General features: G+C 71.1%; 18 protein-coding genes. 8 read left to right on the top strand and 10 right to left on the bottom strand.

Annotated elements, in window-relative coordinates:
- Nucleotide 1 precedes the first annotated feature (1 nt).
- The 3 genes from nfi to SACE_RS06560 all read right to left on the bottom strand — a co-directional run bounded on the left by nfi (nucleotide 2) and on the right by SACE_RS06560 (nucleotide 2,994).
- Nucleotides 2-667 (bottom strand): deoxyribonuclease V, encoded by a 666-nt coding sequence (gene nfi / locus SACE_RS06570; RefSeq protein ID WP_143538296.1) that lies wholly within the window; start codon nucleotides 665-667, stop codon nucleotides 2-4.
- Nucleotides 668-734: 67 nt separating this feature from the next.
- Nucleotides 735-2,159, bottom strand: a complete 1,425-nt coding sequence (locus SACE_RS06565) for an aldehyde dehydrogenase family protein (RefSeq protein WP_009950694.1) — start codon at nucleotides 2,157-2,159, stop codon at nucleotides 735-737.
- 220 nt (nucleotides 2,160-2,379) lie between these two features.
- The gene (locus tag SACE_RS06560) at nucleotides 2,380-2,994 is read right to left on the bottom strand and encodes a mycothiol-dependent nitroreductase Rv2466c family protein (RefSeq protein ID WP_009950695.1); all 615 of its coding nucleotides are present in this window, start codon (nucleotides 2,992-2,994) and stop codon (nucleotides 2,380-2,382) included.
- A gap of 261 nt (nucleotides 2,995-3,255) precedes the next feature.
- Here SACE_RS06560 and pepN point away from each other — a divergent pair, with 261 nt between their 5' ends.
- Both pepN and SACE_RS06550 read left to right on the top strand, forming a co-directional pair.
- Nucleotides 3,256-5,838, top strand: a complete 2,583-nt coding sequence (gene pepN / locus SACE_RS06555; RefSeq protein WP_009950696.1) for an aminopeptidase N — start codon at nucleotides 3,256-3,258, stop codon at nucleotides 5,836-5,838.
- 165 nt (nucleotides 5,839-6,003) lie between these two features.
- Nucleotides 6,004-6,732: a DNA-binding transcriptional response regulator gene (locus SACE_RS06550; RefSeq protein ID WP_009950697.1), complete on the top strand. Its 729-nt coding sequence runs from the start codon at nucleotides 6,004-6,006 to the stop codon at nucleotides 6,730-6,732.
- Between the two features lie 63 nt (nucleotides 6,733-6,795).
- On the opposite strand, the gene SACE_RS06545 is transcribed toward SACE_RS06550, so the two are convergent.
- Entirely contained in the window at nucleotides 6,796-7,281 is a 486-nt protein-coding gene (locus SACE_RS06545) for a DUF5130 family protein (RefSeq protein ID WP_009950698.1), read from the bottom strand.
- Nucleotides 7,268-7,513, bottom strand: a complete 246-nt coding sequence (ctaJ, locus tag SACE_RS06540) for an aa3-type cytochrome oxidase subunit CtaJ (protein WP_011873329.1) — start codon at nucleotides 7,511-7,513, stop codon at nucleotides 7,268-7,270. Before ctaJ ends, SACE_RS06545 begins: the two co-directional genes overlap by 14 nt.
- 540 nt (nucleotides 7,514-8,053) lie before the next feature.
- On the opposite strand from ctaJ, the gene SACE_RS06535 reads away from it, so the two are divergent.
- Nucleotides 8,054-8,668 carry a hypothetical protein gene (locus tag SACE_RS06535; RefSeq protein WP_231849935.1) on the top strand — a complete coding sequence of 205 codons (615 nt, stop codon included), beginning with the start codon at nucleotides 8,054-8,056 and terminating at the stop codon, nucleotides 8,666-8,668.
- Here SACE_RS06535 and SACE_RS06530 read toward each other — a convergent pair.
- Nucleotides 8,665-9,315 carry an HNH endonuclease gene (locus SACE_RS06530; protein WP_372491132.1) on the bottom strand — a complete coding sequence of 217 codons (651 nt, stop codon included), beginning with the start codon at nucleotides 9,313-9,315 and terminating at the stop codon, nucleotides 8,665-8,667. The two genes, SACE_RS06535 and SACE_RS06530, sit on opposite strands and share 4 nt — an antisense overlap.
- Before the next feature lie 231 nt (nucleotides 9,316-9,546).
- Here SACE_RS06530 and SACE_RS06525 point away from each other — a divergent pair, with 231 nt between their 5' ends.
- The 5 genes from SACE_RS06525 to SACE_RS06505 all read left to right on the top strand — a co-directional run bounded on the left by SACE_RS06525 (nucleotide 9,547) and on the right by SACE_RS06505 (nucleotide 16,068).
- Entirely contained in the window at nucleotides 9,547-11,655 is a 2,109-nt protein-coding gene (locus tag SACE_RS06525) for a prolyl oligopeptidase family serine peptidase (protein ID WP_011873328.1), read from the top strand.
- 139 nt (nucleotides 11,656-11,794) lie between these two features.
- Nucleotides 11,795-12,775, top strand: coding sequence for a mechanosensitive ion channel family protein (locus tag SACE_RS06520; protein ID WP_009950704.1), 981 nt, complete (start codon nucleotides 11,795-11,797; stop codon nucleotides 12,773-12,775).
- A gap of 32 nt (nucleotides 12,776-12,807) precedes the next feature.
- Nucleotides 12,808-13,191, top strand: coding sequence for a globin (locus tag SACE_RS06515; RefSeq protein ID WP_029622125.1), 384 nt, complete (start codon nucleotides 12,808-12,810; stop codon nucleotides 13,189-13,191).
- 271 nt (nucleotides 13,192-13,462) lie between these two features.
- Nucleotides 13,463-14,503, top strand: coding sequence for an alpha-amylase family glycosyl hydrolase (locus tag SACE_RS06510; RefSeq protein WP_009950706.1), 1,041 nt, complete (start codon nucleotides 13,463-13,465; stop codon nucleotides 14,501-14,503).
- Nucleotides 14,504-14,637: 134 nt separating this feature from the next.
- Nucleotides 14,638-16,068: a hypothetical protein gene (locus SACE_RS06505; protein WP_009950707.1), complete on the top strand. Its 1,431-nt coding sequence runs from the start codon at nucleotides 14,638-14,640 to the stop codon at nucleotides 16,066-16,068.
- A gap of 217 nt (nucleotides 16,069-16,285) precedes the next feature.
- On the opposite strand, the gene SACE_RS06500 is transcribed toward SACE_RS06505, so the two are convergent.
- The 4 genes from SACE_RS06500 to SACE_RS06485 all read right to left on the bottom strand — a co-directional run bounded on the left by SACE_RS06500 (nucleotide 16,286) and on the right by SACE_RS06485 (nucleotide 23,184).
- Nucleotides 16,286-16,984, bottom strand: coding sequence for an IS5 family transposase (locus tag SACE_RS06500; RefSeq protein ID WP_011873327.1), 699 nt, complete (start codon nucleotides 16,982-16,984; stop codon nucleotides 16,286-16,288).
- 165 nt (nucleotides 16,985-17,149) lie between these two features.
- On the bottom strand, nucleotides 17,150-17,791 hold the full coding sequence (locus tag SACE_RS06495; protein WP_009947915.1) for a DUF8185 domain-containing protein: 642 nt from the start codon (nucleotides 17,789-17,791) through the stop codon (nucleotides 17,150-17,152).
- Nucleotides 17,784-18,221, bottom strand: coding sequence for an acyl-CoA thioesterase (locus tag SACE_RS06490; protein WP_009947917.1), 438 nt, complete (start codon nucleotides 18,219-18,221; stop codon nucleotides 17,784-17,786). Before SACE_RS06490 ends, SACE_RS06495 begins: the two co-directional genes overlap by 8 nt.
- A 64-nt stretch (nucleotides 18,222-18,285) precedes the next feature.
- On the bottom strand, nucleotides 18,286-23,184 hold the full coding sequence (locus tag SACE_RS06485) for an NAD-glutamate dehydrogenase (protein ID WP_009947919.1): 4,899 nt from the start codon (nucleotides 23,182-23,184) through the stop codon (nucleotides 18,286-18,288).
- Between the last annotated feature and the right edge of the window lie 28 nt (nucleotides 23,185-23,212).

The following is a 23,212-nucleotide window of genomic DNA, read 5'->3' as shown; positions in this document are numbered from 1 at the left end:
GTCAGCGAAGAGCCGACCGCCCCAGGTGGTCGGCGGTGCGTGTCGTCTCCGGCAGGCGGTATTTAGGCGCCAGCCGCAACACGAGGTCGCAGGCTGCGTCGAGGGTGAAGCGGTGGCCTACGGACACGAACACCGGCTTCACCCCGCGCTGCGTGCGCAGCGCTCGCCCGACGACTTCGTCGTCGAGGCGGAGCGGGGTCCAGGCGCCGCGCTCCTCGCCTGGCGGCTCGTAGTGACCCATCGCCGTCTTGCCGACGCCGATGCTGGGCACGTCGGTGAGCACCCCCAAATGGCAGGCCAAGCCGAAGCGGCGCGGGTGCGCCAGACCCTGTCCGTCGCAGACCAGAACGTCCGGTTCCACCGACAACTCCGCCAAGGCCTGCAACAGAGACGGCGCCTCCCGGAAGGCGAAAAGTCCGGGGACATAAGGGAACTCGGCCTTCCCGCGCACCACGGCGCTGTCCACGACGGACAGCGTCGCCACGTCGAGAACCGTCACCGCGGCGACCAGCTCGTCGGACTCGTCGCGGTACGCCACGTCCAGTCCCGCGGCCGTGCGGATTTCGCGGGGCTCGCCGTCGAATCGAACCAGTGGACGCAGCCGCTCCTGGATCGCGACGGCCTCGGCCTCAGTCGTGGGCCATGGATGTGGGTCGCGAACGCGGATCACAACACTGATCGTAGTCTTGGGCGCGAAAGCAGCCTGGAACCCGCTTCCGCGCCCAAGACAGACCTCAGCGCTGGATGGACTTGATCTCCAGGAACTCCTCCAGGCCGAACTTGCCGAACTCGCGGCCGTTGCCGGACTGCTTGTACCCGCCGAAGGGCGCCTGGGGGTTGAACGCGCCGCCGTTGACCGCCACCTGGCCCGTCCGCATGCGCCGGGCCACCGCCAGGGCGCGCTCCTCGGAGCCGAAGACCGCGCCCGCCAGGCCGTACTCGCTGTCGTTGGCGATGCGCACGGCCTCGTCCTCGTCGCTGTAGGACAGGATCGACAGCACCGGTCCGAAGATCTCCTCGCGGGCGATGGTCATCTCCGGCTTCACGCCGGAGAAGACGGTCGGGCGCACGTAGTAGCCGGTGTCGAGGCCTTCCGGGCGCTCCGGGCCGCCCGCGGCCAGCGTCGCGCCCTCCTCGACGCCCTTGCCGATGTACTCCACGACCCGGTCGCGCTGGACGTCGGAGACCATCGGCCCGATCCGCGTCGACTCGTCGGTGGGGTCGCCGACCGTGTACTTCGCCGCTGCCGCGACGGCGAGCGAGACCGCCTCGTCGCAGAGGGATTCCGGCACCAGCATGCGGCTGAGCGCGTTGCAGCTCTGGCCGCCGTTGGGGAAGCAGCCAGCGACGCCGAGCTTGACCGCCTTGGTCAGGTCGGCATCGTCGAGCACGATGTTGGCCGACTTGCCGCCGAGTTCGAGCGCGACGCGCTTGACCGTCGCCGAGGCGACCTCCGATACGCGGCGACCGGCCCGCGTCGACCCGGTGAAGGACACCATGTCGACGTCCGGGTGGGCGGCCAGCGCCTCGCCGACCACCGGGCCGGTGCCGTGCACGAGGTTGAACACCCCAGCCGGGACCCCGGCCTCGGCCACGACCTCGGCGAAGATCCCGGCGGTCAGCGGTGCCACCTCGCTCGGCTTGAGCACGATCGTGCAGCCCGCCGCCAGTGCCGCGGCCACCTTGGCGACGATCTGGTGCAGCGGGTAGTTCCACGGCGTGATCGCCGCGACCACCCCGATCGGCTCGCGCACGATCAGCGAGTTGCCGGACTCCTCGGTCCACGGGAACCCGGTCTCCAGGACCTCGGCGATGCCCGCCGAGGTCGCCACCGGCACGCTCGCGTGCACGTGCGTGGAGAACGAGATCGGTGAGCCCATCTCGGCGGTCACCGTCGCGGCGATCTCGTCGCGGCGCGCCGCCAGCCCCTCGGAGATCCGCCGGACCGCCGCCGCACGCTCCCCCGTCGGCGTCGCGGCCCAGCCGTCGAACGCCGCCCGCGCCGCGGCCACCGCGGCGTCGACGTCGGCCGGGGTGCCCGCCGGCACCGAGGCGATCACCTGCTCCGTGGCGGGGTTGACCACGTCGATGCGCTCGCCGGCGCCCTCGACGTGCTCGCCGCCGATGACGTGGCCGGTGCTGGTGCTGGGCGCCGCCATGGAATCCTCCACAAGACTGTGACAACGTCGGACGTCACACCGAGCCTGTCACAACCCTGTTCGGAACGGAACTCGCGGCGATCACCCGGCACCGGTCGGACCAGCGGCGACCACTCGTCCCGGGAACCGGGTGGTGTCCCGGCTGACCAGGACACCGAACGACACCTCGGCCGGGTTGCCGCGGCGCCACCCCCGGTGAGCAGCCGGGCGTACCCGAACCTCAGTCGAACCGCGGGTTCTCGGTGCGGGTCCGCTTCAGCTCGAAGAAGTACGGGTAGCCCGCCAGCAGCCGGGCGCCGTCGAAGATGCGGCCCGCCTCCTCACCGCGCGGGATCCGGGAGAGCACCGGGCCGAAGAACGCCACGCCGTCCACGTGGATGGTGGGCGTGCCGACGTCCTCCCCGACCGGCGCCATGCCGGCGTGGTGGCTGGCCCGCAGCTCCTCGTCGTAGTCGGTGCTGTTCGCGGCCTCCGCCAGCGACGCGGGCAGGCCGACCTCGGCCAGCGACTCGGCGATGACGGCGTCGTAGTCGTGGTTGCCCTGGTCGTGGATCCGGGTCCCGAGAGCGGTGTAGAACGGCGCAAGGACCTCTTCGCCGTGGTGCTTGGCCGCGGCGATGGCCACCCGCACCGGTCCCCACGCCTTGGCCAGCAGCTCCAGGTAGTCCTCGGGCAGGTCCCGGCCCTCGTTGAGCACGGACAGGCTCATGACCCGGAAGTGCAGGTCGATGTCGCGCACCTGCTGGACCTCCAGGATCCAGCGGGACGTCACCCACGCGAACGGGCAGGCGGGGTCGAAGTAGAAGTCGACCCTCGGCCGGTCCTCAGCGGTCATCTGTCCAAACCTCCATGATCACGCACCCGGCGGTGTCCGGGCCTCTGCCGGTGTAACCCCTCGGCGCACCAGTGTCTTCCCGGCAGCGCACCGGCATCCCCTCCCGGCGCAGGAGTCCCGCGTGCCCCAGACGACCGACACGCCGACGAATCAGCGCCACCACCGAACGTCACAGCACCACCCGGGACGTGATTTGATGCCTGAGCCCCTGCCGGTGCGGTCGCAACGCACCGGTCTCCCGACGAGCAACGAGGTGAATCCGTGGCCCCGCCGAACCTCACCCGCGAGCAGGCCGAGCAGCGTGCCGCGCTGCTGGAGGTCCAGTCCTACGCGATCGAGCTGGACCTGTCCGCAGGAGCGGGTGGTCCGGAGGTGGAGACCTTCGGTTCGACCACCACCGTGCGGTTCCGCAGCGCGACGCCGGGCGCGGAGAGCTGGATCGACCTGGTGGCGGCACGGGTGCGCAGCGCCGTGCTCAACGGTGTCGAGCTCGACGTCTCCGACTACGACGAGTCGACGGGCATCCGGCTGCCGGAGCTGGCCGCCGACAACGAGCTGGTGGTGCACGCCGACTGCCAGTACACCAACACCGGTGAGGGCCTGCACCGCTTCATCGACCCCGTCGACGGCGGCGTCTACCTCTACAGCCAGTTCGAGACCGCCGACGCGAAGCGGATGTTCACCTGCTTCGACCAGCCCGACCTCAAGGCCACCTACCAGATCACCGTCACCGCGCCGCAGGACTGGAAGGTCATCTCCAACGCCGCCGGTGAGGTCACCGACACCGGCGAGGGCACCCGGCGGCACGTCTTCGACACCACCAAGCCGATGTCGACCTACCTGGTCGCGCTGGTGGCGGGTCCCTACGCCGAGTGGCGCGACGTCTTCCCCGGCGACGACGGCCAGGACGAGATCCCGCTGGGCATCTACTGCCGCGCCTCGCTGGCCGAGCACCTCGACGCCGAGCGGCTGTTCATCGAGACCAAGCAGGGTTTCGGGTTCTTCCACAAGGCCTTCGGCGTGCCCTACCCCTTCGGCAAGTACGACCAGTGCTTCGTTCCGGAGTTCAACGCCGGCGCCATGGAGAACGCGGGCTGCGTGACCTTCCTGGAGGACTACGTCTTCCGGTCGCGGGTCACCGGCTACCTCTACGAGCGCCGCTCCGAGACCGTCCTGCACGAGATGGCGCACATGTGGTTCGGCGACCTGGTCACCATGCGCTGGTGGGACGACCTGTGGCTCAACGAGTCCTTCGCGACGTGGGCCAGCGTGCTGGCGCAGGTCGGCGCGACCCAGTACACCAACGCCTGGACGACCTTCGCCAGCGTGGAGAAGTCCTGGGCCTACCGGCAGGACCAGCTGCCCTCCACGCACCCGGTGGCCGCCGACATCCCCGACCTGCAGGCGGTCGAGGTCAACTTCGACGGCATCACCTACGCCAAGGGCGCGTCGGTGCTCAAGCAGCTCGTGGCCTACGTGGGTCTGGAGAACTTCCTGGCCGGGCTGAAGGTCTACTTCGACCGGCACGCGTGGGGCAACGCCACGCTCGACGACCTGCTCGTCGCGCTGGAGGAGGCGTCCGGCCGCGACCTGTCCTGGTGGAGCGCGCAGTGGCTGCAGACCACCGGTCTGAACATGCTGCGCCCGAAGCTCGCCATCGACGACGAGGGCCGCTTCACCTCGTTCTCGGTGCTGCAGAGCCCGGCCCGTCCCGGCGCCGGTGAGCACCGCACGCACCGCCTGGCGATCGGCATCTACGACGACGACCCGGCCACCGGCGAGCTGGTGCGGACCCACCGCGTGGAGCTCGACGTCACCGGCGAGCGCACCGAGGTCCCCGACCTGGTCGGCGTGCACCGGGGCAAGCTGGTGCTGGTAAACGACGACGACCTGACCTACTGCACGATGCGGCTGGACCCGCAGTCGCTGGCCACGCTCATCGACCGCATCGCCGACATCCAGGAGTCGCTGCCGCGCGCGCTGTGCTGGTCGACGGCCTGGGAGATGACCCGCGAGGCCGAGCTCAAGGCCCGCGACTTCGTCAGCCTCGTGCTCGGCAGCTCCCCCACCACCGGCATCGGCGCGGAGAGCGAGATCGGCGTGGTCCAGCGGGTGCTGCTGCAGACCCAGACCGCGCTGGCCTCCTACGCCGACCCGGCGTGGCAGCCGGAGGGCTGGCGCCGCTTCGCGGGCCGCCTGCTCGAGCTGGCCCGCGCCGCCGAGCCCGGCTCCGACCACCAGCTCGCGTTCGTCAACTCGCTGGCGGGCTCGGTGCTCGGCGAGGAGCAGATCTCGGCGATGCGCGGCTGGCTGGACGGCACGGCGCCGCTGGAGGGCCTCACCGTCGACACCGACCTGCGCTGGGGCCTGCTGCAGGCGCTGGTCGCCCACGGCGCCGCGGGCGAGGCCGAGATCGACGCCGAGCTGGAGCGGGACCAGACCGCGACCGGCCGCAGGCGTGCCGAGCGGGCCCGCTCGCTGATCCCGACCCCGGAGGCCAAGGAGAAGGCCTGGCAGCGCGCGGTCCACGACGACCAGCTGCCCAACGCCATCAGCGACGCGATCATCTCCGGGTTCCAGCACCCGGGGCAGCGCGAGCTGCTGGCGTCCTACGTGCGGCGCTACTTCGACGAGATCGACGAGGTCTGGCACCGCCGGTCCAGCGAGCGGGCGCAGCCCACCGTGATCGGGCTGTTCCCGTCGTGGGCGGTCGACGAGGACACCGTCGCGGTGGCCGACCGCTGGCTGGAGGGCGAGCACGCCCCGGCGCTGCGGCGCCTGGTTTCCGAGGGCCGCGCCGGCATCGTGCGGGCGCTGGCCGCACGTGAGTTCGACCGTTCCTGAGGTGGCCGTCCGTGAGCCTTGCGGGGTTGCCCCGAAAGGATCACGGACGGCACCGGACACGGCTTCTCACCTTCCGTGTCCAGTCGTTCACCGCACGTAAGCTGGGCGGGTCGGTCCGGTCAGGCGCCCGGCGACCGCGGCGCCTCGGCGAGCAGTGGAGCCGCGATGTCCCAGTTGATCTCGTCGATCGCCCAGCTCCTGTGGCCGCTGATCACGTTGACGGCCATCTTCGTGTTCCGGCGCGCGATCGGGCGGGTGCTCAAGACCGCCGAGAAGCGGGAGCTGGAGTTCGAGGTGGGCGGCCAGAAGCTCACCATGCACGAGCTCAACGACCAGCAGAACGACATGATCCAGGACCTCCAGCGGCAGCTGAGCATGCTCAGCAAGCAGCTCGACACCAAGGAGCAGCGGGTCGGCGCGGGTCCACTGGAGCTGGAGGAGGTGCTCGCCCCGCCCCCGCCGCTGGGGTCGGAGCTGGAGGAGAGCGACCTGCCCGACGTGCACGCCCCGGTCGGCCCGGAGCCGTTCGCGGTGCTGTGGGTGGCCGAGCGGCCCGAGTCGCACGCGCTGCTGGTGGAGCAGCTGCGCGACAACGGCGTGCGGGTGTCGATGGTGGCGTCGACCGGCGAGGCGCTGAGCGAGCTGTCCGAACGGCCCTACCGGCTGATCATCTCGGACATGTCGCGCACCGAGGACGGGCGCTACCGCTCCGACGCGGGGCTCGTCCTGCTGCGGGAGCTTCGGGACCTGGGTGTCGACACGCCGGTCATCATCTACTGCGGACAGCGCGGCGAGCTGCAGTACGGGACGCAGGCCAAGCAGGCCGGGGCGGTCGCGGTCACCTCGTCGGCCTACGAGATGTTCAAGCACTTCCAGAGCTTCGGCCTGCTCTGACCGGTGAACGCACGCGAGGACGGCCCCGCCGGGGCCGTCCTCAGTGGTTTCGCGGCAGCGTCCTCAGTGGTCGCCGAACTTGGTGCCCGCGGTGTCGGCGAGCATCCGCAGCCCGCTGATCAGGCCCTCGACCAGCTCGCCCTCGCGGAAGGAGGCGACCATGCTCATCGCCGCGAGCTGGCAGCTGCGGTCCGGGACCCGGCGGTGGGCTTCCTCGCCGGTGACGATCTCGAACTTGCGCTGGCCCGGCGACACCGCGACCAGGACCCCGTCCTGCGCGCGGCCGCCCAGGCCGGCGTGCAGCTCCTCGGCGGTGGCGCGGGTGTCCTCGCCGAGGCCGCCGATGTAGATGGCGAACTCCAGTCCGGTGGTCCGGCTGGAGAGCGTGAGGGCCTCGTCCAGCCTGGACAGCTGGGTGGTGCTGAACGGCAGCTTCGGACGCTCGGGCTCCACCTTGCGGGCGATGGACACCCGGCCCGTCGCCATCAGCGCCTCGCCGGCGCCGAGGTCCGGGGCCTCGGAGGAGCGGGCGATCTCACCAGTTGCCACGTGCGCCTCCCCGGGCGGTGCTGGGCTGTGCGTCCTCGGATTCCAGGTCGGCCAGCGGAGCGGCGCTGACGCCCGCGGGGTTCGCGACCCAGAACACCGGAGCGAAGTCCCACTCCTGGCCCGCGCGGTAGCGGGGACGGGTGAACCGTGGCCACAGCGCGATGAGCACGATGATCCCGTAGATGGCCGCTGGGACCACCGCCAGGACGAGCAGAGTCTCCACGACAGTCACAGCGGTTACGGTATCCGATGACGCCGGGATCGTGGGTCGCGACCACGGCTGACAGGAGTTCTTCGACCAGCGGCCACCGAGAGTTCCGCAACGGCCGCGGACGGTGCGCGACCACGGCGTTGTCGCTGGTATATGCCCGTGCGCGAAGACGGACGCACCGCTCGCCGCCGACTCTCACTGTGCTTTAGGTCACACCAAGTAACACGAATGGCCTAGCGCGCCCGTCCGAATGGAGTCCAACCAGAAGGTTGCAACCGGCGGCAACTTGGCGGCTTGTTCTTGGGGTTGCGTGCTTCTAACTTTTCACCTGTATGGGTCTTGCATATTTGATCATACGCGTTCAACGGTTGTTTTGAATGCAGGAGGCACACAATGTCGATCATCGTAACCGCCACACAGACCAACACCCTCACCCTTCCGGTGAATGGCGAGCCCTTGCTTGAACACGGTGTGCGCATTAGCGGGCACGGTCGGGCGGCCCGAATCGACAACGACGCGCGGACGAATCGCGGGGTCCGCATCAGCGGTGCGGCGCGGGGCGTGCGGATCAGCGGTCGCAGCGGTGTGCGGATCTCCGGACACGACCGCGGCGTGCGCATCAGCGGTCAGGCGGGTGTCCGCATCAGTGGGCAGGCAGGTGTCCGCATCAGCGCACGGAGCGGCGTGCGGATCTCCGGTGAACAGCGCGGCGTCCGCATCAGCGGTGAACAGCGCGGGGTCCGGATCTCCGGGCAGGACCGGGGCGTGCGGATCAGTGGACGCAGCGGCGTGCGGATCAGCGCGCGCCAGGGTGTGCGGATCAGCGGTCAGGCGGGTGTTCGCATCAGCGCGTGCAGTGGAGTGCGCATCAGCGCACGGAGCGGCGTGCGGATCTCCGGCGAGCAGCGCGGGGTCCGCATCAGCGCACGGCACGGTGTGCGCATCTCGGGCCGGCACCGGGGCGTCCGGATCAGCGGGACGCACCAGGGCGTGCGCATCAGCGGTCGGCACCGCGGCGTGCGCATTTCCGGGCAGGACCGGGGCGTGCGGATCAGCGGTCGCAGCGGTGTTCGGATCTCCGGCGTCCACCGCGGTGTGCGCATCAGCGCCCGCGACCTCGACCAGCGCCTCGCGGCCGCCTGCGCGGCCACGGACACCGGTGCTCTCGCCGCCTAGGCGGCCGGCTCACCCAGGTACGGCAGCCACAACGGGTCCGTTTCGGACAGCCCGGCGAGCAACCGCCAGTGCCGCCCGCGCGGCGCATGCGGGGCCACCGGCAGCCGCCAGCCCAGCTCGCTCAGCGTCTTGTCGGCCTTGCGGTGGTTGCACTTCGTGCAACTCGCCACGCAGTTCTCCCACGCGTGCGGCCCACCACGGCTCCTCGGCACCACGTGGTCGATCGTCTCGGCCCGCCCGCCGCAGTAGACGCAGCGGTGGTTGTCCCGCAGCATCAGCGCCGCCCTGGTCAGCGGCACCCGCCCGCGGTAGGGCACCCGCACGAAGTTGCTCAGGCGGATCACCGACGGCACCTCGACGCTGCTGGTCGCCGAGTGCAGCACCATCCCGGCCGAATCGCCGTGCACGACCTCTGCCTTCCCGCACACGATGAGCACGATCGCCCTGCGCAACGGCAGCGCGGTCAGGGGCTCGAACGTGGTGTTCAGCAACAACACCCGCCGCTTGCGCCAAGCGCCTGCGTGGCCGGGCGGCCGGTCGGCCGCCAGCGGCGGTCCACTCCCGCGGGCCGGCTGTGCAGAGCACAGGGGGGCCCGAGGCGCCAGCCCAGCGGCTGCGCCTTTCGGAGTCGGTTGTCGGTCGGGCACGCGACCACCTCCACCGGGTACCGGGCATAAGTCGAACACAAATGTCCGCCCGAACGCACGTGTGATTCGACACGTGTTGCGAAGTGGTTGTTCAAATCCCCCGTGAACAACGCGCGGCCGAGAGGTGAACTGATCCGCCGCGGCGCCTCGAACCGGCGATTCACCGCATGCGCGGAAATGATCCATTGCGTTCCGGCGAAAGCGGCGTGAACGCACGTATTGTCGGCGGGCGTGACCGATGTTGTGCTGACTTACCCAGACGCCGAGCGATCCGAAACCTCGGAGGTGCTCCACGGGCGCCGGATCGACGACCCGTACCGGTGGCTGGAGGACGCCGCCGACCCGCGGACCAAGGAGTGGTCCGCCACCCAGGACGAGCTTGCTCGCGGTTGGCTCGACGCGCTCCCGGGCCGCGAGGCGGTCGCCGAGCGGATGCGGTCGCTGCTGTCGGCGGGCTCGGTCTCGGCCCCGGTGTGGCGGGCGGGACGGGCGTTCTTCACCCGCCGCCTGCCCGGCCAGGAGTTCGCCGTCCTGCACGTGCGCGAGGCCGACGGCTCCGAGCGCGTGCTGCTGGACGTCACCGAGATCGACCCCTCCGGCCTGACGACCCTGGACGCGTGGTCCCCCAGCCTGGAGGGCGACAAGCTGGCCTACCAGGTCTCGGTCGGCGGCGACGAAGAGTCGCTGCTGCACGTCATCGACGTGGCCACCGGCGAGCGCATCGAGGGGCCGATCGACCGCTGCCGCTACACCTCGATCGCGTGGCTGCCCGGTGGCGAGGAGTTCTTCTACGTCCGGCGCCTGCCCAAGGAGTCGGTGCCCGAGGGCGAGGAGCAGTTCCACCGCCGGGTGTGGCGCCACCGGGTGGGCGCCGACCCGGAGCAGGACCTGCTCGTGCACGGCGAGGGCCTGCACCACACGTTCTACTTCGGCACGTCGGTGTCCCGGGACGGCCGGTGGCTGTTCGTGCACGGCAGCCCGGGCACCGCGCGCCGCGACTCGGTGTGGATCGCCGACCTCTCCGACGGTGCCCCGGTGCCCGAGCTGCGCCGCGTCCTCGACACCTCCGACGGCGTGCGCGCCTCGGCATGGGTCGAGCGTGACGGCCGGATGTACGTGCAGACCACGCTGGACGCGCCGCGCTGGCGGCTGTGCGTGGCCGACCCCGAGCACCCGGAGCCGGAGAACTGGACCGAGCTGGTCCCCGAGGACCCGGACTCGGTGCTGGAGGCGGTGCGCTGGTTCGACCCCGGCGACGGCGAGCCGCGCCTGGCCGTGCTGCGCACCCGGCACGCGGTGTCGGAGCTGACGCTGCACGACCCGGCCACCGGTGAGCGCACCGACGAGGTGCCGCTGCCGGGCACCGGGCAGGTCACCGCGCTCAACACCGTCGACGAGCTGACCACGCACGACCGCGACCGCCTGTGGCTGGGCTGGACCGACTTCGCCACCCCGCCCTGCGTGCACACCTACTCGCGCACGAGCGGTGAGACCGGCCTCGAGGCGCGGGCGCCGGGCGCGGTGGACCTGCCCGACGTGCACACCCGCCAGGTCACCTACACCTCGCTGGACGGCACCGAGGTGCGGATGTTCGTGCTCAGCCCCACCGCCGAGCCCGACCGCCCCCGCCCGGTGCTGCTGACCGGCTACGGCGGCTTCTCGCTGTCGATGGAGCCCGGCTACACGCCGTCCGCGCTGGCCTGGGTCTCCGCGGGCGGGGTGTGGGCCGAGCCGTCGCTGCGCGGTGGCGGCGAGGAAGGCGAGCAGTGGCACCGCGCCGGCATGCGCGAGAGCAAGCAGAACGTCTTCGACGACTTCCACGCCGCCGCCGAGCACCTGGTCGAGCAGGGCTGGACGACCTCCGACCAGCTGGCGATCTCCGGCGGCTCCAACGGCGGGCTGCTCGTGGGCGCGGCGCTGACCCAGCGGCCCGACCTGTACCGGGCGGTGGTGTGTTCCGCGCCACTGCTGGACATGGTGCGCTACGAGCGGTTCCTGCTGGGCCGCACCTGGAACGAGGAGTACGGCACCGCCGACGACGCCGAGGAGCTGGGCTGGCTGCTGTCGTACTCGCCGTACCACGCGGTGCGCGAGGGGACCCGCTACCCGTCGGTGCTGTTGACGGTGTTCGAGTCCGACACCCGGGTCGACCCCAACCACGCGCGCAAGATGTGCGCGGCGCTCCAGCACGCGACCGCTTCCGACCCGGGCGAACGGCCGGTGTTGCTGCGCAGGGAGACCGAGGTCGGGCATTCCGCCCGCTCGGTTTCACGTACGGTGGGGCTGGCGACCGACCAGCTGGCCTTCCTGGCGGAGGCGACCGGGCTCGCACTCGGCTGAGCCGCGCGGTCGGTCCGGCACTGGAGACAACGGCAGCGGCGCGGTGGGCGTCGTGAACGGCGGGGCGTTCACGAACCCACCCGCCCCCGCTGCCATCCCCCGAAGCTCCCCAGGAAGATCGATGCAAATCCCCGAACCGATGATCCCCCCGCTGCTCGCCCAACCCAGCTGCGTCAACGAGGCGGGCAGCTGGTGCAAGACGATCCACGACCTGACCGGCGTCGAGTGGCTGGCCGCCTACGCCGAGCTGCTGATCGCCAAGCCGCTCAACATCGTCTTCATCCTGCTGGTCGCCTTCCTGCTGCGGTACTTCGTGCACCGCACGATCAACGGGCTGACCCGCGGCAACGGCAAGACCCCGAAGCTGCTGCAGCCGCTGAAGGAGCGCCGCGGCGACACCCTCACCGCCGAACTGCTCTCCGAACGGCGCAAGCAGCGCGCCCGCACCATCGGCTCGGTGCTGAAGTCCATCGCGTCGTTCCTGATCTTCGGCATCGCGTCGATGTACGTGCTGAAGGTCTTCGACGTCGAGCTCGGCCCGGTGCTGGCCTCGGCCGGTGTGCTCGGTGTCGCGGTCGCCTTCGGCGCGCAGAACCTGGTCCGGGACTTCCTGTCCGGGATGTTCATGATGGTCGAGGACCAGTACGGCGTCGGCGACGTCGTGGATCTCGGCGAGGCCACCGGCACCGTGGAGGCGGTGGGCCTGCGGGTGACCACGCTGCGCGACCTCAACGGCACCGTCTGGTACGTCCGCAACGGCGAGATCCTGCGCGTCGGCAACTCCAGCCAGGGCTTCGCGGTCGCCGTGGTGGACTTCCCGATCTCGCACAACAGCGACGTCGAGAAGGCCATCGAGGTCGCCGGCGAGGTCGCGGCCGAGGCCACCTCGCGCGAACCGCTCTCGCAGGACGTGCTGGAACCGCCGGAGATGCTGGGTGTGGACCAGATAACGTCGGACACCATAACGCTGCGGCTGACCACGAAGGTCCGGCCGGGCAAGCAGTGGGCGGTGCAGCGCCGGCTGCGCGCGGAGATCAAGCGCGCCTACGACGACTCGGACATCCAGCCGCCCTACCCCAACGGCCGTCCGGTCACGCCGACGAGCCCGGGGCAGGCGTGACACCCGCGGGCGTGGCCTAGGAGGATGGAGGGGTGACTAGCTTGGAGACCTTCTACGAACAGGTCGGCGGCGAGGAAACCTTTCACCGGATCGTGTCCCGGTTCTACGCCGAGGTGGCGAAGGACGAGCTGCTCCGGCCGCTGTACCCGGAGGAGGACCTCGGCCCGGCGGAGGAGCGCCTCCGGCTGTTCCTGATGCAGTACTGGGGCGGGCCGCACACCTATTCCGACCGCCGCGGCCACCCACGGCTGCGGATGCGGCACGCCCCGTTCAAGATCGGGTTCGCCGAACGCGACGCGTGGCTGCGCTGCATGCGCATCGCGGTGGACGAGGCCGACCTCACCCCCGAGCAGCGCGAACAGCTCTGGCAGTACTTCGAGATGGCGGCCCAGAGCCTGGTCAACTCGTGGTTCTGACCCCCGCGGGCCCGCACCGGAACGTCCCGTGAGTCTTCTGGGCTGCTGTAGCGCCCCGAAAGGCTCCCGGACGCCGGCAACGGACCCGCGGGACTGAAACCGCCGTGCGGGAGGCCGACGACGACGCCCGGTGCGGGAGAATCCCGTACCGGGCATCGTTGTGTCTGACGGCCCGGGGGACGGCCTGGAAGGTGCGTGATGGGTCCGGTGGATCGGAAGGTGCGGACGCGGTGCTGAGACGAGCGGAACCGCTGGTGGCGGAGCGGACGGCATGACGACACCGGAGCCGGAGGACGCCGGGGCGTGGTGGCGCGACGCGGTCTTCTACCGGATCGACGTGCGGTCGTTCGCCGACGGTGACGGTGACGGCATCGGGGACTTCGGCGGCGTCCTGGCCCGGCTCGGGTACCTGGAACTGCTCGGCGTCGACGCGATCGTGCTCGCCGGAGTCGGCGGGCTGCAGTACCCGCCGGGCTCGTTCGAGGCGCTGCTCGACGAGGCGCACCAGGCGGGCATCCGGCTTCTCATCGCGATGGACCTCGACCCCGCGCGGGAGGACCCCGAGGGCGTCCTGCGGGACTGGCTGGACCTCGGCGTCGACGGCTTCCACCTCGATCCGCGCGAGGGCGTCGCCCCCACGATCCGCGCGGTGGTGGACCGCTACCCGGAGCGGATCGCGATCGGCAGCGGCCCGGGCTGGCAGCTCGCGTTCAACCTCGACCTGGCGGTGGCCGGCTTCGACGCCGGCGCCGTGCGCGAGGCGATCATCCGGGTGCTCGACGCGCCACCGCGCCCGGCGTGGGCGATGGCGACGCGCGGCACCGCGCGCGACGACGCGGCGCTGACGCCGGTGCGCGCGATGGCGATGGTTCAGCTCGCGCTGCCGGGCGCGGCGTGCCTGCGCCACGGCGAGGAGCTGGGACTTCCCGGCGCGCAGCGGATTCCGATGCCGTGGGAGGGCCAGGACCCGCCGTTCGGCTTCTCCGAGCGGCCCGGCGAGTGGCCGTCGATCTCCGCGGACTGGGCCTCCTTCACCGTCGAGGCGCAGCTCGAGGACCCGGAGTCGACGCTTTCGCTGTACCGGCGGGCGCTGGAGCTGCGCAGCGAGCACCCGGCCTTCGCCGGTGACGAGGTGGAGTGGTTCGGCGCTCCGGAGGGCTGCTTCGCCTTCCGCCGCGTCGGCAGCGACCTGATCTGCGCGCTGAACACCTCGACCGCGCCGGTTCCCGTGCCACCAGGTGAGATCCTGCTGTCCAGCCGCCCGCTCGCATCGGGTCAGCTGCCCGGGGGAACCGCCGTCTGGTTGGCATGACGGGAAGTTCGGCATGCCGCCGATGGTGTGAGTATCGCCTCTGCGGCGCCCCCTGGGGTGTGTGATCGGTTCGTCGGCTAGATACATTCCACGCGGCCCCGCGCCGCCAGGTATCCCGCGAACCCCTGGACATCATGACCTCACCCTGCCTCGCCGAGCCGACGGCCCGGAAGCCGCGGGCGCAGCGCAAGCGTCGCCTGGTCGGCGTCGACATCGCCCGCTTCTTCGCGGTGTTCGGGATGTTCAACATCCACTTCGGGGTTCCGTTCCTCGAAGGCCATCCCGAGATCGTGGTCGCCCAGTTCTCCAGCGGTCGTTCGACGGCGCTGTTCACGCTGCTGGCCGGGCTGTCGCTGGCGATGCTGTCCGGGCGGACGGTGGTGCCGCGGGGGGCGGCGCTGCGCGACGCCCGGCTGCGGGTCGCGGTGCGGGCTGCGCTGCTGGTGGTCGTCGGGATCGGGCTGGCCAAGGTCACCGAGGCCACCGGGTTCCTGCTCACCGTGATCATCGCCTTCTACGGCATGTACTTCCTGCTCGCCCTGCCGTTCCTCGGGATGTCGGTGCGCGGGCTGGCGGTCTCGGCGTTCGCCGCCGCCGCGATCGGTCCGCAGCTCTCGTTCGTGCTGCGCACCTGGATCGCCGACGGCACGCCGATGACGGCCCTGGTGGAGGCGGTGAACTCCGCCGACCCCGGCCACGCGGTGGCCGACCTCGGCGTGTTCGACCTGCTGCTGATGGGCTTCTACCCGGCGGCGTCGTACCTGCCGCTGGTGCTGGCGGGCATGGCCGTCGGACGCCTGGACCTGCGTTCCAGGAAGGTCCGGCTGTGGCTCACCGCGATCGGAGTGGTGCTGACCGCGGTGGCCTACAACGTCTCGCGCTGGCTGGTGTGGGCCGTCGGCGGGCTGCCGGAGATGACCGCGCAGGGCACGGTGCCGATCCAGCATCCGGACTGGCTGCTGGGCGCGACACCGCACAGCGGCACCTCCTTCGAACTGGCCGGCTCGCTGGGGATCGCGCTCGTGGTGCTCGCGACGTGCCTGGAGCTCGCCGACCGGGCGGGCCGCTGGCTGTTGCCGCTGGCTAGGGCGGGCTCGATGGCCCTGAGCCTCTACGCGCTGCACGCGCTGGTGATGGCCTGGCAGATCGTGGTCGGGGGCTGGCCGCTGAGCGGGGTGCCGGACTTCCTGGCGAAGCTGGCGAGCATGGGCCCGGCGCTGCCGCACGACATCCCCGACATGCCGGCGTTCCCCGCCGACGGGCACCGGCCGGTGGGCTTCGTGGCCTTCCTCAACACCTACATGCCCGAGTTCTTCCTCGGCTTCTCGATCCTGTTCCCACTGCTGTGGCGCCGGTACTTCACCCGGGGACCACTGGAGGCCGCGGTCAGCGAGAGCGTGCGCTGGATCGTCGACAAGATCCGCCAGCCCGACGACCGCGTGGTACCGGGCGACGACCGCCCGGCGCTCACCGGTACTGGCGGTAGCGGTCCGGACGACCGCCCGGCGGCACCGGTCCCCGACGCCCGCGGCGAAGAACCCGCCCGATACAGCGCCCGTTCCTGACCCCGGTTCCGGGCGCTCCGGCCGCCGCCTGGACATCGATCCCGGAGCCAGAGGGCGCCTGAGTGCCTGTTTTTGATCTTGGTTAGTGGGTGAGTTGGCGGGTCATGAGGGTGATGGCGGCCCAGTTGATGACGGTTTCGGAGTGGGCGGGCAGGCGTTCGTAGTCGCGGACGGTGCGGCGGGCTTGGGTGATCCAGGACAGGGTGCGTTCGACGACTCAGCGTCGGGGTAGTACCTGGAAACCGATCTGTCCGGTGATTTTGCGGACGATGTGCAGGGTGATGCCCAGGGCGGTGTCCGCCCAGGTGATCAGGCGGCCCGCGTAGCCCGCGTCGGCCCACAGCAGGCTGAGCCGCTGCTGGGTTTTACGGAGGTAGCGCAGGAGGAGTTCGGCGCCGCGTCGGTCGGTGACGTGGGCTCCGGTGACACACACGCCCAGCAGCAGGCCCAGTGTGTCGGTGGTGATGTGTCGTTTGCGTCCGTTGACTTTCTTGCCCGCGTCGTAGCCGCGGGTGTCGCGGCCCGCGGTTTCGGCGGCGCGCACGGATTGGGAGTCGATGACGCCCGCGCTGGGCTGGTGGTGGCGTCCGGCGCGGGTGCGGATCTGCTCGCGCGGGCTGTCACGCAGGGCGAGGACGACGTTGTCGCGGCTCCAGCGGTTGTAGAAGCCGTAGACGGTCTGCCACGGAGGGAAGTCCGCGGGCAGCCCACGCCATTTGCAGCCGTTGTCGATGACGTAGCGGATGGCATCGACCACGTCGCGACGCGGGTGCTGTTCCGGGTGACCGCCGCTGGAGGTCTCACACGCCGGAGTGGGCAGCAGCGGTTCGATCAACGCCCACTCGGCGTCGGTGGTGTCGGTCGGGTAGCGGCGTGGGCGGGCGGTAGAGCTGTCCTGGGCTGTTGTGGTGTACAAACGGATCGGGCCTTTGCTGTGTCGATCTTGATGTGGTGTCACGATCACTAGCAAAGGCCCTCTTCCACCCCACCCCCGGGGATCAAAAACAGGCACTGAGGTTCCGCCACCGGCACCGCCACGCAAACCGCTTCGACTCCAGATGTCCCGCCGGGCGGGATGCCGTCACATCAGCAGCGGCAGCAGGGCGTGCCTGCGGCGCACGACGGCGCCGAACCGGGAGTCCAGGCGCAGCCACGAATCCGTCGCGCTGACCCGCACGATCTCGCCCTCCGGCGGCGAAGGCGGGAGGAAGCCCATGCCGGACAGCACGAACAGGCACCGCAGCGGCACCTTGACGTCGAAGCCGGAGCCGCTGACGGTGAAGACCTCCTGGTCCAGCAGCGAAGCAGGCGGCGTCCCCTTCGGACCGACGTTGTCCTTGGCGACGTCGATACCGCGCTCGGCGACCTCCCCCACCACCCGGGCGGGCAGGTCGTCCACGCGGTGCCAGCCACCTGGCGGCGGCAGCTCCGAACGCCACAGCAGGTCGCGCGGCGGCCCCGGGTCCATGACCGGGCCACCGGCGACCGTCAGCGTCGCCAGCAGCTCGCTGCCCGACGCGGTCAGGTCCGACGGCTTCACCGAGCCCTCGACCGACCGGGTGCACAGCGCGTCGAACGGCGTCGCCGCCCACACGTCCAGGCGGTCCGTGTCGGGCCGGTTGCGCATCCGCACCATCGCCTGCCCGTCGAGCCGCACCGCGCGTGCGACGAACGCACCGAGGTCCTCCCGCTCGACCGCGTCGGGGATCCGCAGCTCAGGCACGGCCCAGCTCCGCCCCGTCGATCGCGACCTGCCACTCCGACAGGAACGCGCGCTCGTCCTCGGTCAGCCGCCTCGGCCGCCCCGCCCGCAGGTCGTAGGGCACCATCAGCGTCTCGGCGGAGGCCGCCAGCACCGAGTCGTGGGCGTAGGCGGCGTAGTCGACCAGGAACGACGCCGCCTTCAGCTCGCGCACCGACATCCGCACCTGCAGCGAGCCCGCCGAGTAAACCAGGGGCGTGTGGTAGTCGATCGTGACCCGCGCGACCACCATGCCCTCGGCCATCCCGAGCAGACCCTGCCGCCCGGCCTCGGCGAACAGCAGCTCGGCCCGCGCCTCCTCCAGGAGGGTCACCGTCCTGGCGTGGTTGACGTGCCCGAACGCGTCCATGTCGGACCAGCGCAGGGCCACCTCGGCTACGAACGCACCCACTTCGGCTTCCTCTCACGTTCTCGGCGCGGGTGCCGGCCGGTGTGGGACCGGCACCCGCGACCCGTCAGCGCACCATGCTGCGCAACTGCCTCGTCGCCACCGACAGCGTGGCCAGGTCGAGCCTGCCGGAGTTGCGGATCTCCTCCAGCGAGTTCCTGGCCCGCTCCAGCCGGGACGCGTTGATCGACGACCAGCTCGCGATCTTGTCCTCCGGACCGTCCTCGGGGTCGCTGGTGCGCAGGACGTCGATGGTGATCGCCCGCAGCGACGCGTAGAGATCATCCCGCAGCGCCAGCCGCGCCAGCGAGTGCCACCGGTTCCCGCGTTCCAGCTCGTTGACCGCGAGCAGCATCCGCTCGATGTCGAGGTGCTCGGCCAGCGTGTAGTACAGCTCGGCGCTCTCGCGCGGGCTGCGCTCGTGGCTGACCCCGCCGTCGCGCTCGGCGAGCTCGGCGACCTCGGTGATGTCCAGCAGCGCGTAGGAGTCCAGCAGCACCGCGATCGACTCCGCCAGGTCCTTCGGCACGCCCTCGGCCAGCAGCCGCTCGGCCTTCTCGGTCGCGCCCTCGGCGGCGCGGCCGTGCAGCAGCCCGCGCACCGAGGCCGACAGGTCGGCGACCACCGGCCGGAACCGGGCGATCTCGGCGCCGATGGCCAGCGGCTGCGGCCGGTTCGACAGCAGCCACCGCGCGGCGCGGTCGAGCAGCCTGCGGCTCTCCAGCACCATGTCGTCGGCGACCCGGCTGGGCACCACGTTGGCCAGCTCGTCGATCCGCCGCCACAGCTCGTGCAGGCCGTAGACCTCGGTCACCACCGCGTAGGCGCGCACCGCGTCGGTGGCCGACGCCCCGATCTCCTCGGCCAGCCGGTAGGCGTACGAGATGCCCGCGCCGTCGACGACCTCGTTGACCAGCAGCGTCGTGGTGATCTCCCGGCGCAGCGGGTGCGCCTGCACCGCCTCGCCGTAGCGCTCCCGCAGCGGCTTCGGGAAGTACTCGGCCACCCGCCTGCTGAACGCGTCGGCGTCGGGCAGGTCGCTGGCCAGCACCTCCTTCTTCAGCGACAGCTTCACGTGCGCGAGCAGCGTCGCCAGCTCCGGCGAGCTCAGGCCCTCACCGGCCTTCTCCCGCTCCCGGAACTGCTTCTGCGACGGCAGCGCCTCCAGCTCCCGGTCCAGACCGTTGTTCTTGACCAGCGCACTGACCTGCCGGGCATGCACCGACATCATCGGCCCGGCGTGGGCTCGGGAGATGCCCAGCACCGCGTTCTGCCGGAAGTTGTCGGCCAGCACCAGGTCGGAGACCTCGTCGGTCATCTCGGCCAGCAGCTCGTTGCGCTGGGCCCCGTCGAGCCTGCCCTCGCTGACCAGCGAGTCGAGCAGGATCTTGATGTTGACCTCGTGGTCGGAGCAGTCCACGCCCGCGGAGTTGTCCAGGGCGTCGGTGTTGACCTTGCCGCCGGAGCGGGCGAACTCGATGCGCCCGCGCTGGGTGAGCCCGAGGTTGCCGCCCTCGCCGACGACCTTGACCCGCAGCTCACCGCCGTCGACGCGGACCGGGTCGTTGGCCTTGTCCCCGACCTCGGCGTGGGTCTCGGTGGCGGCCTTGACGTAGGTGCCGATGCCGCCGTTCCACAGCAGGTCGGCCGGGGCGAGCAGGATGGCCTTGATCAGCTCCGCCGGGGCCATCGCCGCCACCGACTCGTCGATGCCCAGGGCCTGGCGGATCTTCGGGTTCAGCGGGATCGACTTCAGCGACCGGGACCAGACCCCGCCGCCTTCGCTGATCTTGCTGCGGTCGTAGTCGTCCCAGGTCGAGCGGGGCAGGTCGAACAGCCGCCTGCGCTCGGCGAAGGACGCCGCCGCGTCCGGCTCGGGGTCGATGAAGACGTGCATGTGGTTGAACGCAGCCACCAGCCGGATGTGCTCGGACAGCAGCATGCCGTTGCCGAACACGTCACCGCCCATGTCGCCGACGCCGACCACGGTGAAGTCCTCGGTCTGGGTGTCCACGCCCAGCTCGCGGAAGTGCCGCTTGACGCTCTCCCACGCGCCCTTGGCGGTGATGCCCATGGCCTTGTGGTCGTAGCCGACCGAGCCGCCGGAGGCGAAGGCGTCGCCGAGCCAGAACCCGTAGGACTTGGCCACGTCGTTGGCGATGTCGGAGAACGCCGCCGTCCCCTTGTCCGCGGCGACCACCAGGTAGGTGTCGTCGCCGTCGTGGCGCACCACGTCGGCAGGCGGGGCCACCTTCCCGCCCGCGAGGTTGTCGGTGAGGTCCAGCAGCCCGGAGATGAACATCCGGTAGCAGGCGATGCCCTCGCCCAGCGCGGCCTCGCGGTCGGCTCCCGGGTCGCCGGTGGGCACCGGCGGGCGCTTGACGACGAAGCCGCCCTTGGCGCCGACCGGCACGATCACGGCGTTCTTGACCGCCTGCGCCTTGACCAGCCCCAGGATCTCGGTGCGGAAGTCCTCGCGCCGGTCCGACCAGCGCAGACCACCGCGGGCGACCGGCCCGAAGCGCAGGTGCACGCCCTCGGTGCGTGGCGAGTACACGAAGATCTCGAACTGCGGGCGCGGCTCGGGCAGGCCGGGGATCGCCTGCGGCTCCAGCTTCAGCGACAGGTAGGGACGCGTCCCCCCGTCGACGAAGTAGTTGGTGCGCAGGGTCGCGGTGATCAGGCTCAGGTAGCTGCGCAGGATGCGGTCGGCGTCGAGGCTGGTGACGTCGTCGATCAGCTTGGTGACCTCGGCGATGAGGTCCTGCTCGTGGGCGGTGCGCTCCTCGGCGCCCAGGACCGGGTCGAACCGGACCTCGAACAGCCTGGTCAGCGCCACCGTGGTGGCGCGGTGGGCGAGGATGGCGTCCTCGATGTAGTCCTGGCTGTAGTTGATGCCGGTCTGGCGCAGGTACTTGGCGTAGGCGCGCAGCATGGCCGCCTGCCGCCAGTCCAGGCCCGCCCGCAGCACCAGCGAGTTGAACCCGTCGACCTCGGCCTCGCCCTGCCAGGCCGCGCGGAAGGCGTCCTCGAACCGCTCCCGCAGCGTGTCGAGCTGCTCGGCGCCGCCGGTGTCGAGCAGGCCCGGCTCCAGCCGCAGGCCGAAGTCGTAGATCCAGTACTGGCCGCCGTCCTCGGGGACCACCTCGTAGGGCCGTTCGTCGACGACCTCCACGCCCATGCTCTGCAGCACCGGCAGCACCCGGGACAGGATGACCCGCTCGCCGCCGACGTAGATCTTGAAGCGGCGCTCACCGGGGGCCGCGTCGCGCGGGGTGTAGAAGGACATCCGCAGGTCGCTCGGGCCTTCCAGCGCCTCCAGCCGGCGCAGGTCCACCAGGCCCTCGACGGCGCTGAAGTCCTCCTTGTAGGCCTCCGGGAACGACGAGGCGTAGCGCTGGCCGATCTCGCTGACCGCCTCCGAGCCCGCCCGGACCCGCTGGCCGTCGCGCCTGCCGGGCTGCTCGGCGTCGACCTCGTCGATCATCTGGTCGTCCCAGGTGTGGATCGCGTCGCTGAGCCGCTCCTGCAGGCGGTTCAGGTCCGGCTCCACCTGGTGCTCGGGATCGGTGTGCACCATGAAGTGCACCCGCGCCAGCATCGACTCGCCGACCCTGGTGCTGTACTCGACGCCGGTGCCGCCGAGCTCGGAGATCAGCACCTCCTGCATCGCCAGCCGCGAGCTGGTGGTGTAGCGGTCGCGCGGGAGGTAGACCAGGCAGGAGAAGAACCGGCCGTAGGGATCGCGGCGCACGAACGGCTTGAGCTTGCGCCGCTCGGCCAGCGCCAGCACGCCGGTGACGGTCTCGGCCAGCGTCTCCTGGTCGGTGGAGAACAGCTCGGTGCGCGGGTAGTTCTGGACCTCCTCCAGCATCCGCTGACCGGAGTAGGACTCCAGCGGGAAGCCGGCGTTGTGGATGATCTCGCGCACCCGGCGCTCGATGACCGGGATGTCCAGCACGTTCTCGTGCAGCGCGGTTGTGGTGAACAGGCCGAGGAACCGGTGCTCACCGGTGACCTCGCCGTTGTCGTCGAAGGTCTTGACGCCCACGTAGTACGGGTGCACGGCGCGGTGCACTGTGGACGGTGCGCTGGCCTGGGTCAGCACCAGCAGCTCCTTCGACAGCGCGTTGGCGCGCGCGTCGGGGCCCGCGGTCAGGCCGCGAGCGGCGACGCTGTCGCTGCGCAGCACGCCCAGCCCGGAGGCCAGCACCGCGCGCAGCGCGGGTTCCTCGCCGTCGGAGACCAGCTCGTTGTGCCGGTAGCCGAGGAAGGTGAAGTGGCCGTCGGCCAGCCAGCGCAGCAGCTGGGCGCCGTCGTGGACCTGCTCGCCGGGCAGCGGCGGCGGGTCGGTGTCGAGCGAGTCGGCCAGCGCGCGGGCCGTGGCGATCATGCGCTCGGTGTCCTCGACCACCTCGCGCACGTCGTTGAGCACGGTGAACAGGCCCTGCTCCAGAGCGTGGAGCCGCTCCAGGTCGGTGATGCGGTCCACCTCGACGAACATCCAGGACTCCGCCATGGCGTCGGCGGGCGGGGAGGCCGGGTCCGCGCCCGGCAGGACGTCCAGCAGCTCGCCCGCGACGTCCCGGCGGACCACGACGATCGGGTGCACGATGCGCTGCACCTCGGCGCCGTCCCTTCCCAGCTCGGCGATGACCGAGTCGACGAGGTAGGGCATGTCGTCGGTGACGATCTGCACGACCGTCGCCGGGTTCTCCCAGCCGTCCTCGGCACGGGTGGGGTTGAAGATCTTCACCACCGGGCGCCCGGCGACTCTGGACGCGGCCAGCTCGCGGTGCGACCGCAGGGCACCGACCAGGTCGGTCGGCTCGTCGTCGACGAGCTCCTCGGCCGGGACGTGGCGGTAGTAGGTCCACAGCAGCTCGGCCAGTTCGGGGGCGGCCTCGACCGCGCGGTCAAGCAGGCGGTCGCGGGCCTGCTCGGGGGTCTCGGGATGCGCGCCCACAGCAGGTACACCTCCGTCGGCCTGCAGT

Origin of the sequence: Saccharopolyspora erythraea NRRL 2338, from assembly GCF_000062885.1 — a bacterium.
GTDB classification, from domain to species: domain Bacteria; phylum Actinomycetota; class Actinomycetes; order Mycobacteriales; family Pseudonocardiaceae; genus Saccharopolyspora_D; species Saccharopolyspora_D erythraea.
This window is presented reverse-complemented; position numbering and strand designations above follow the sequence as displayed.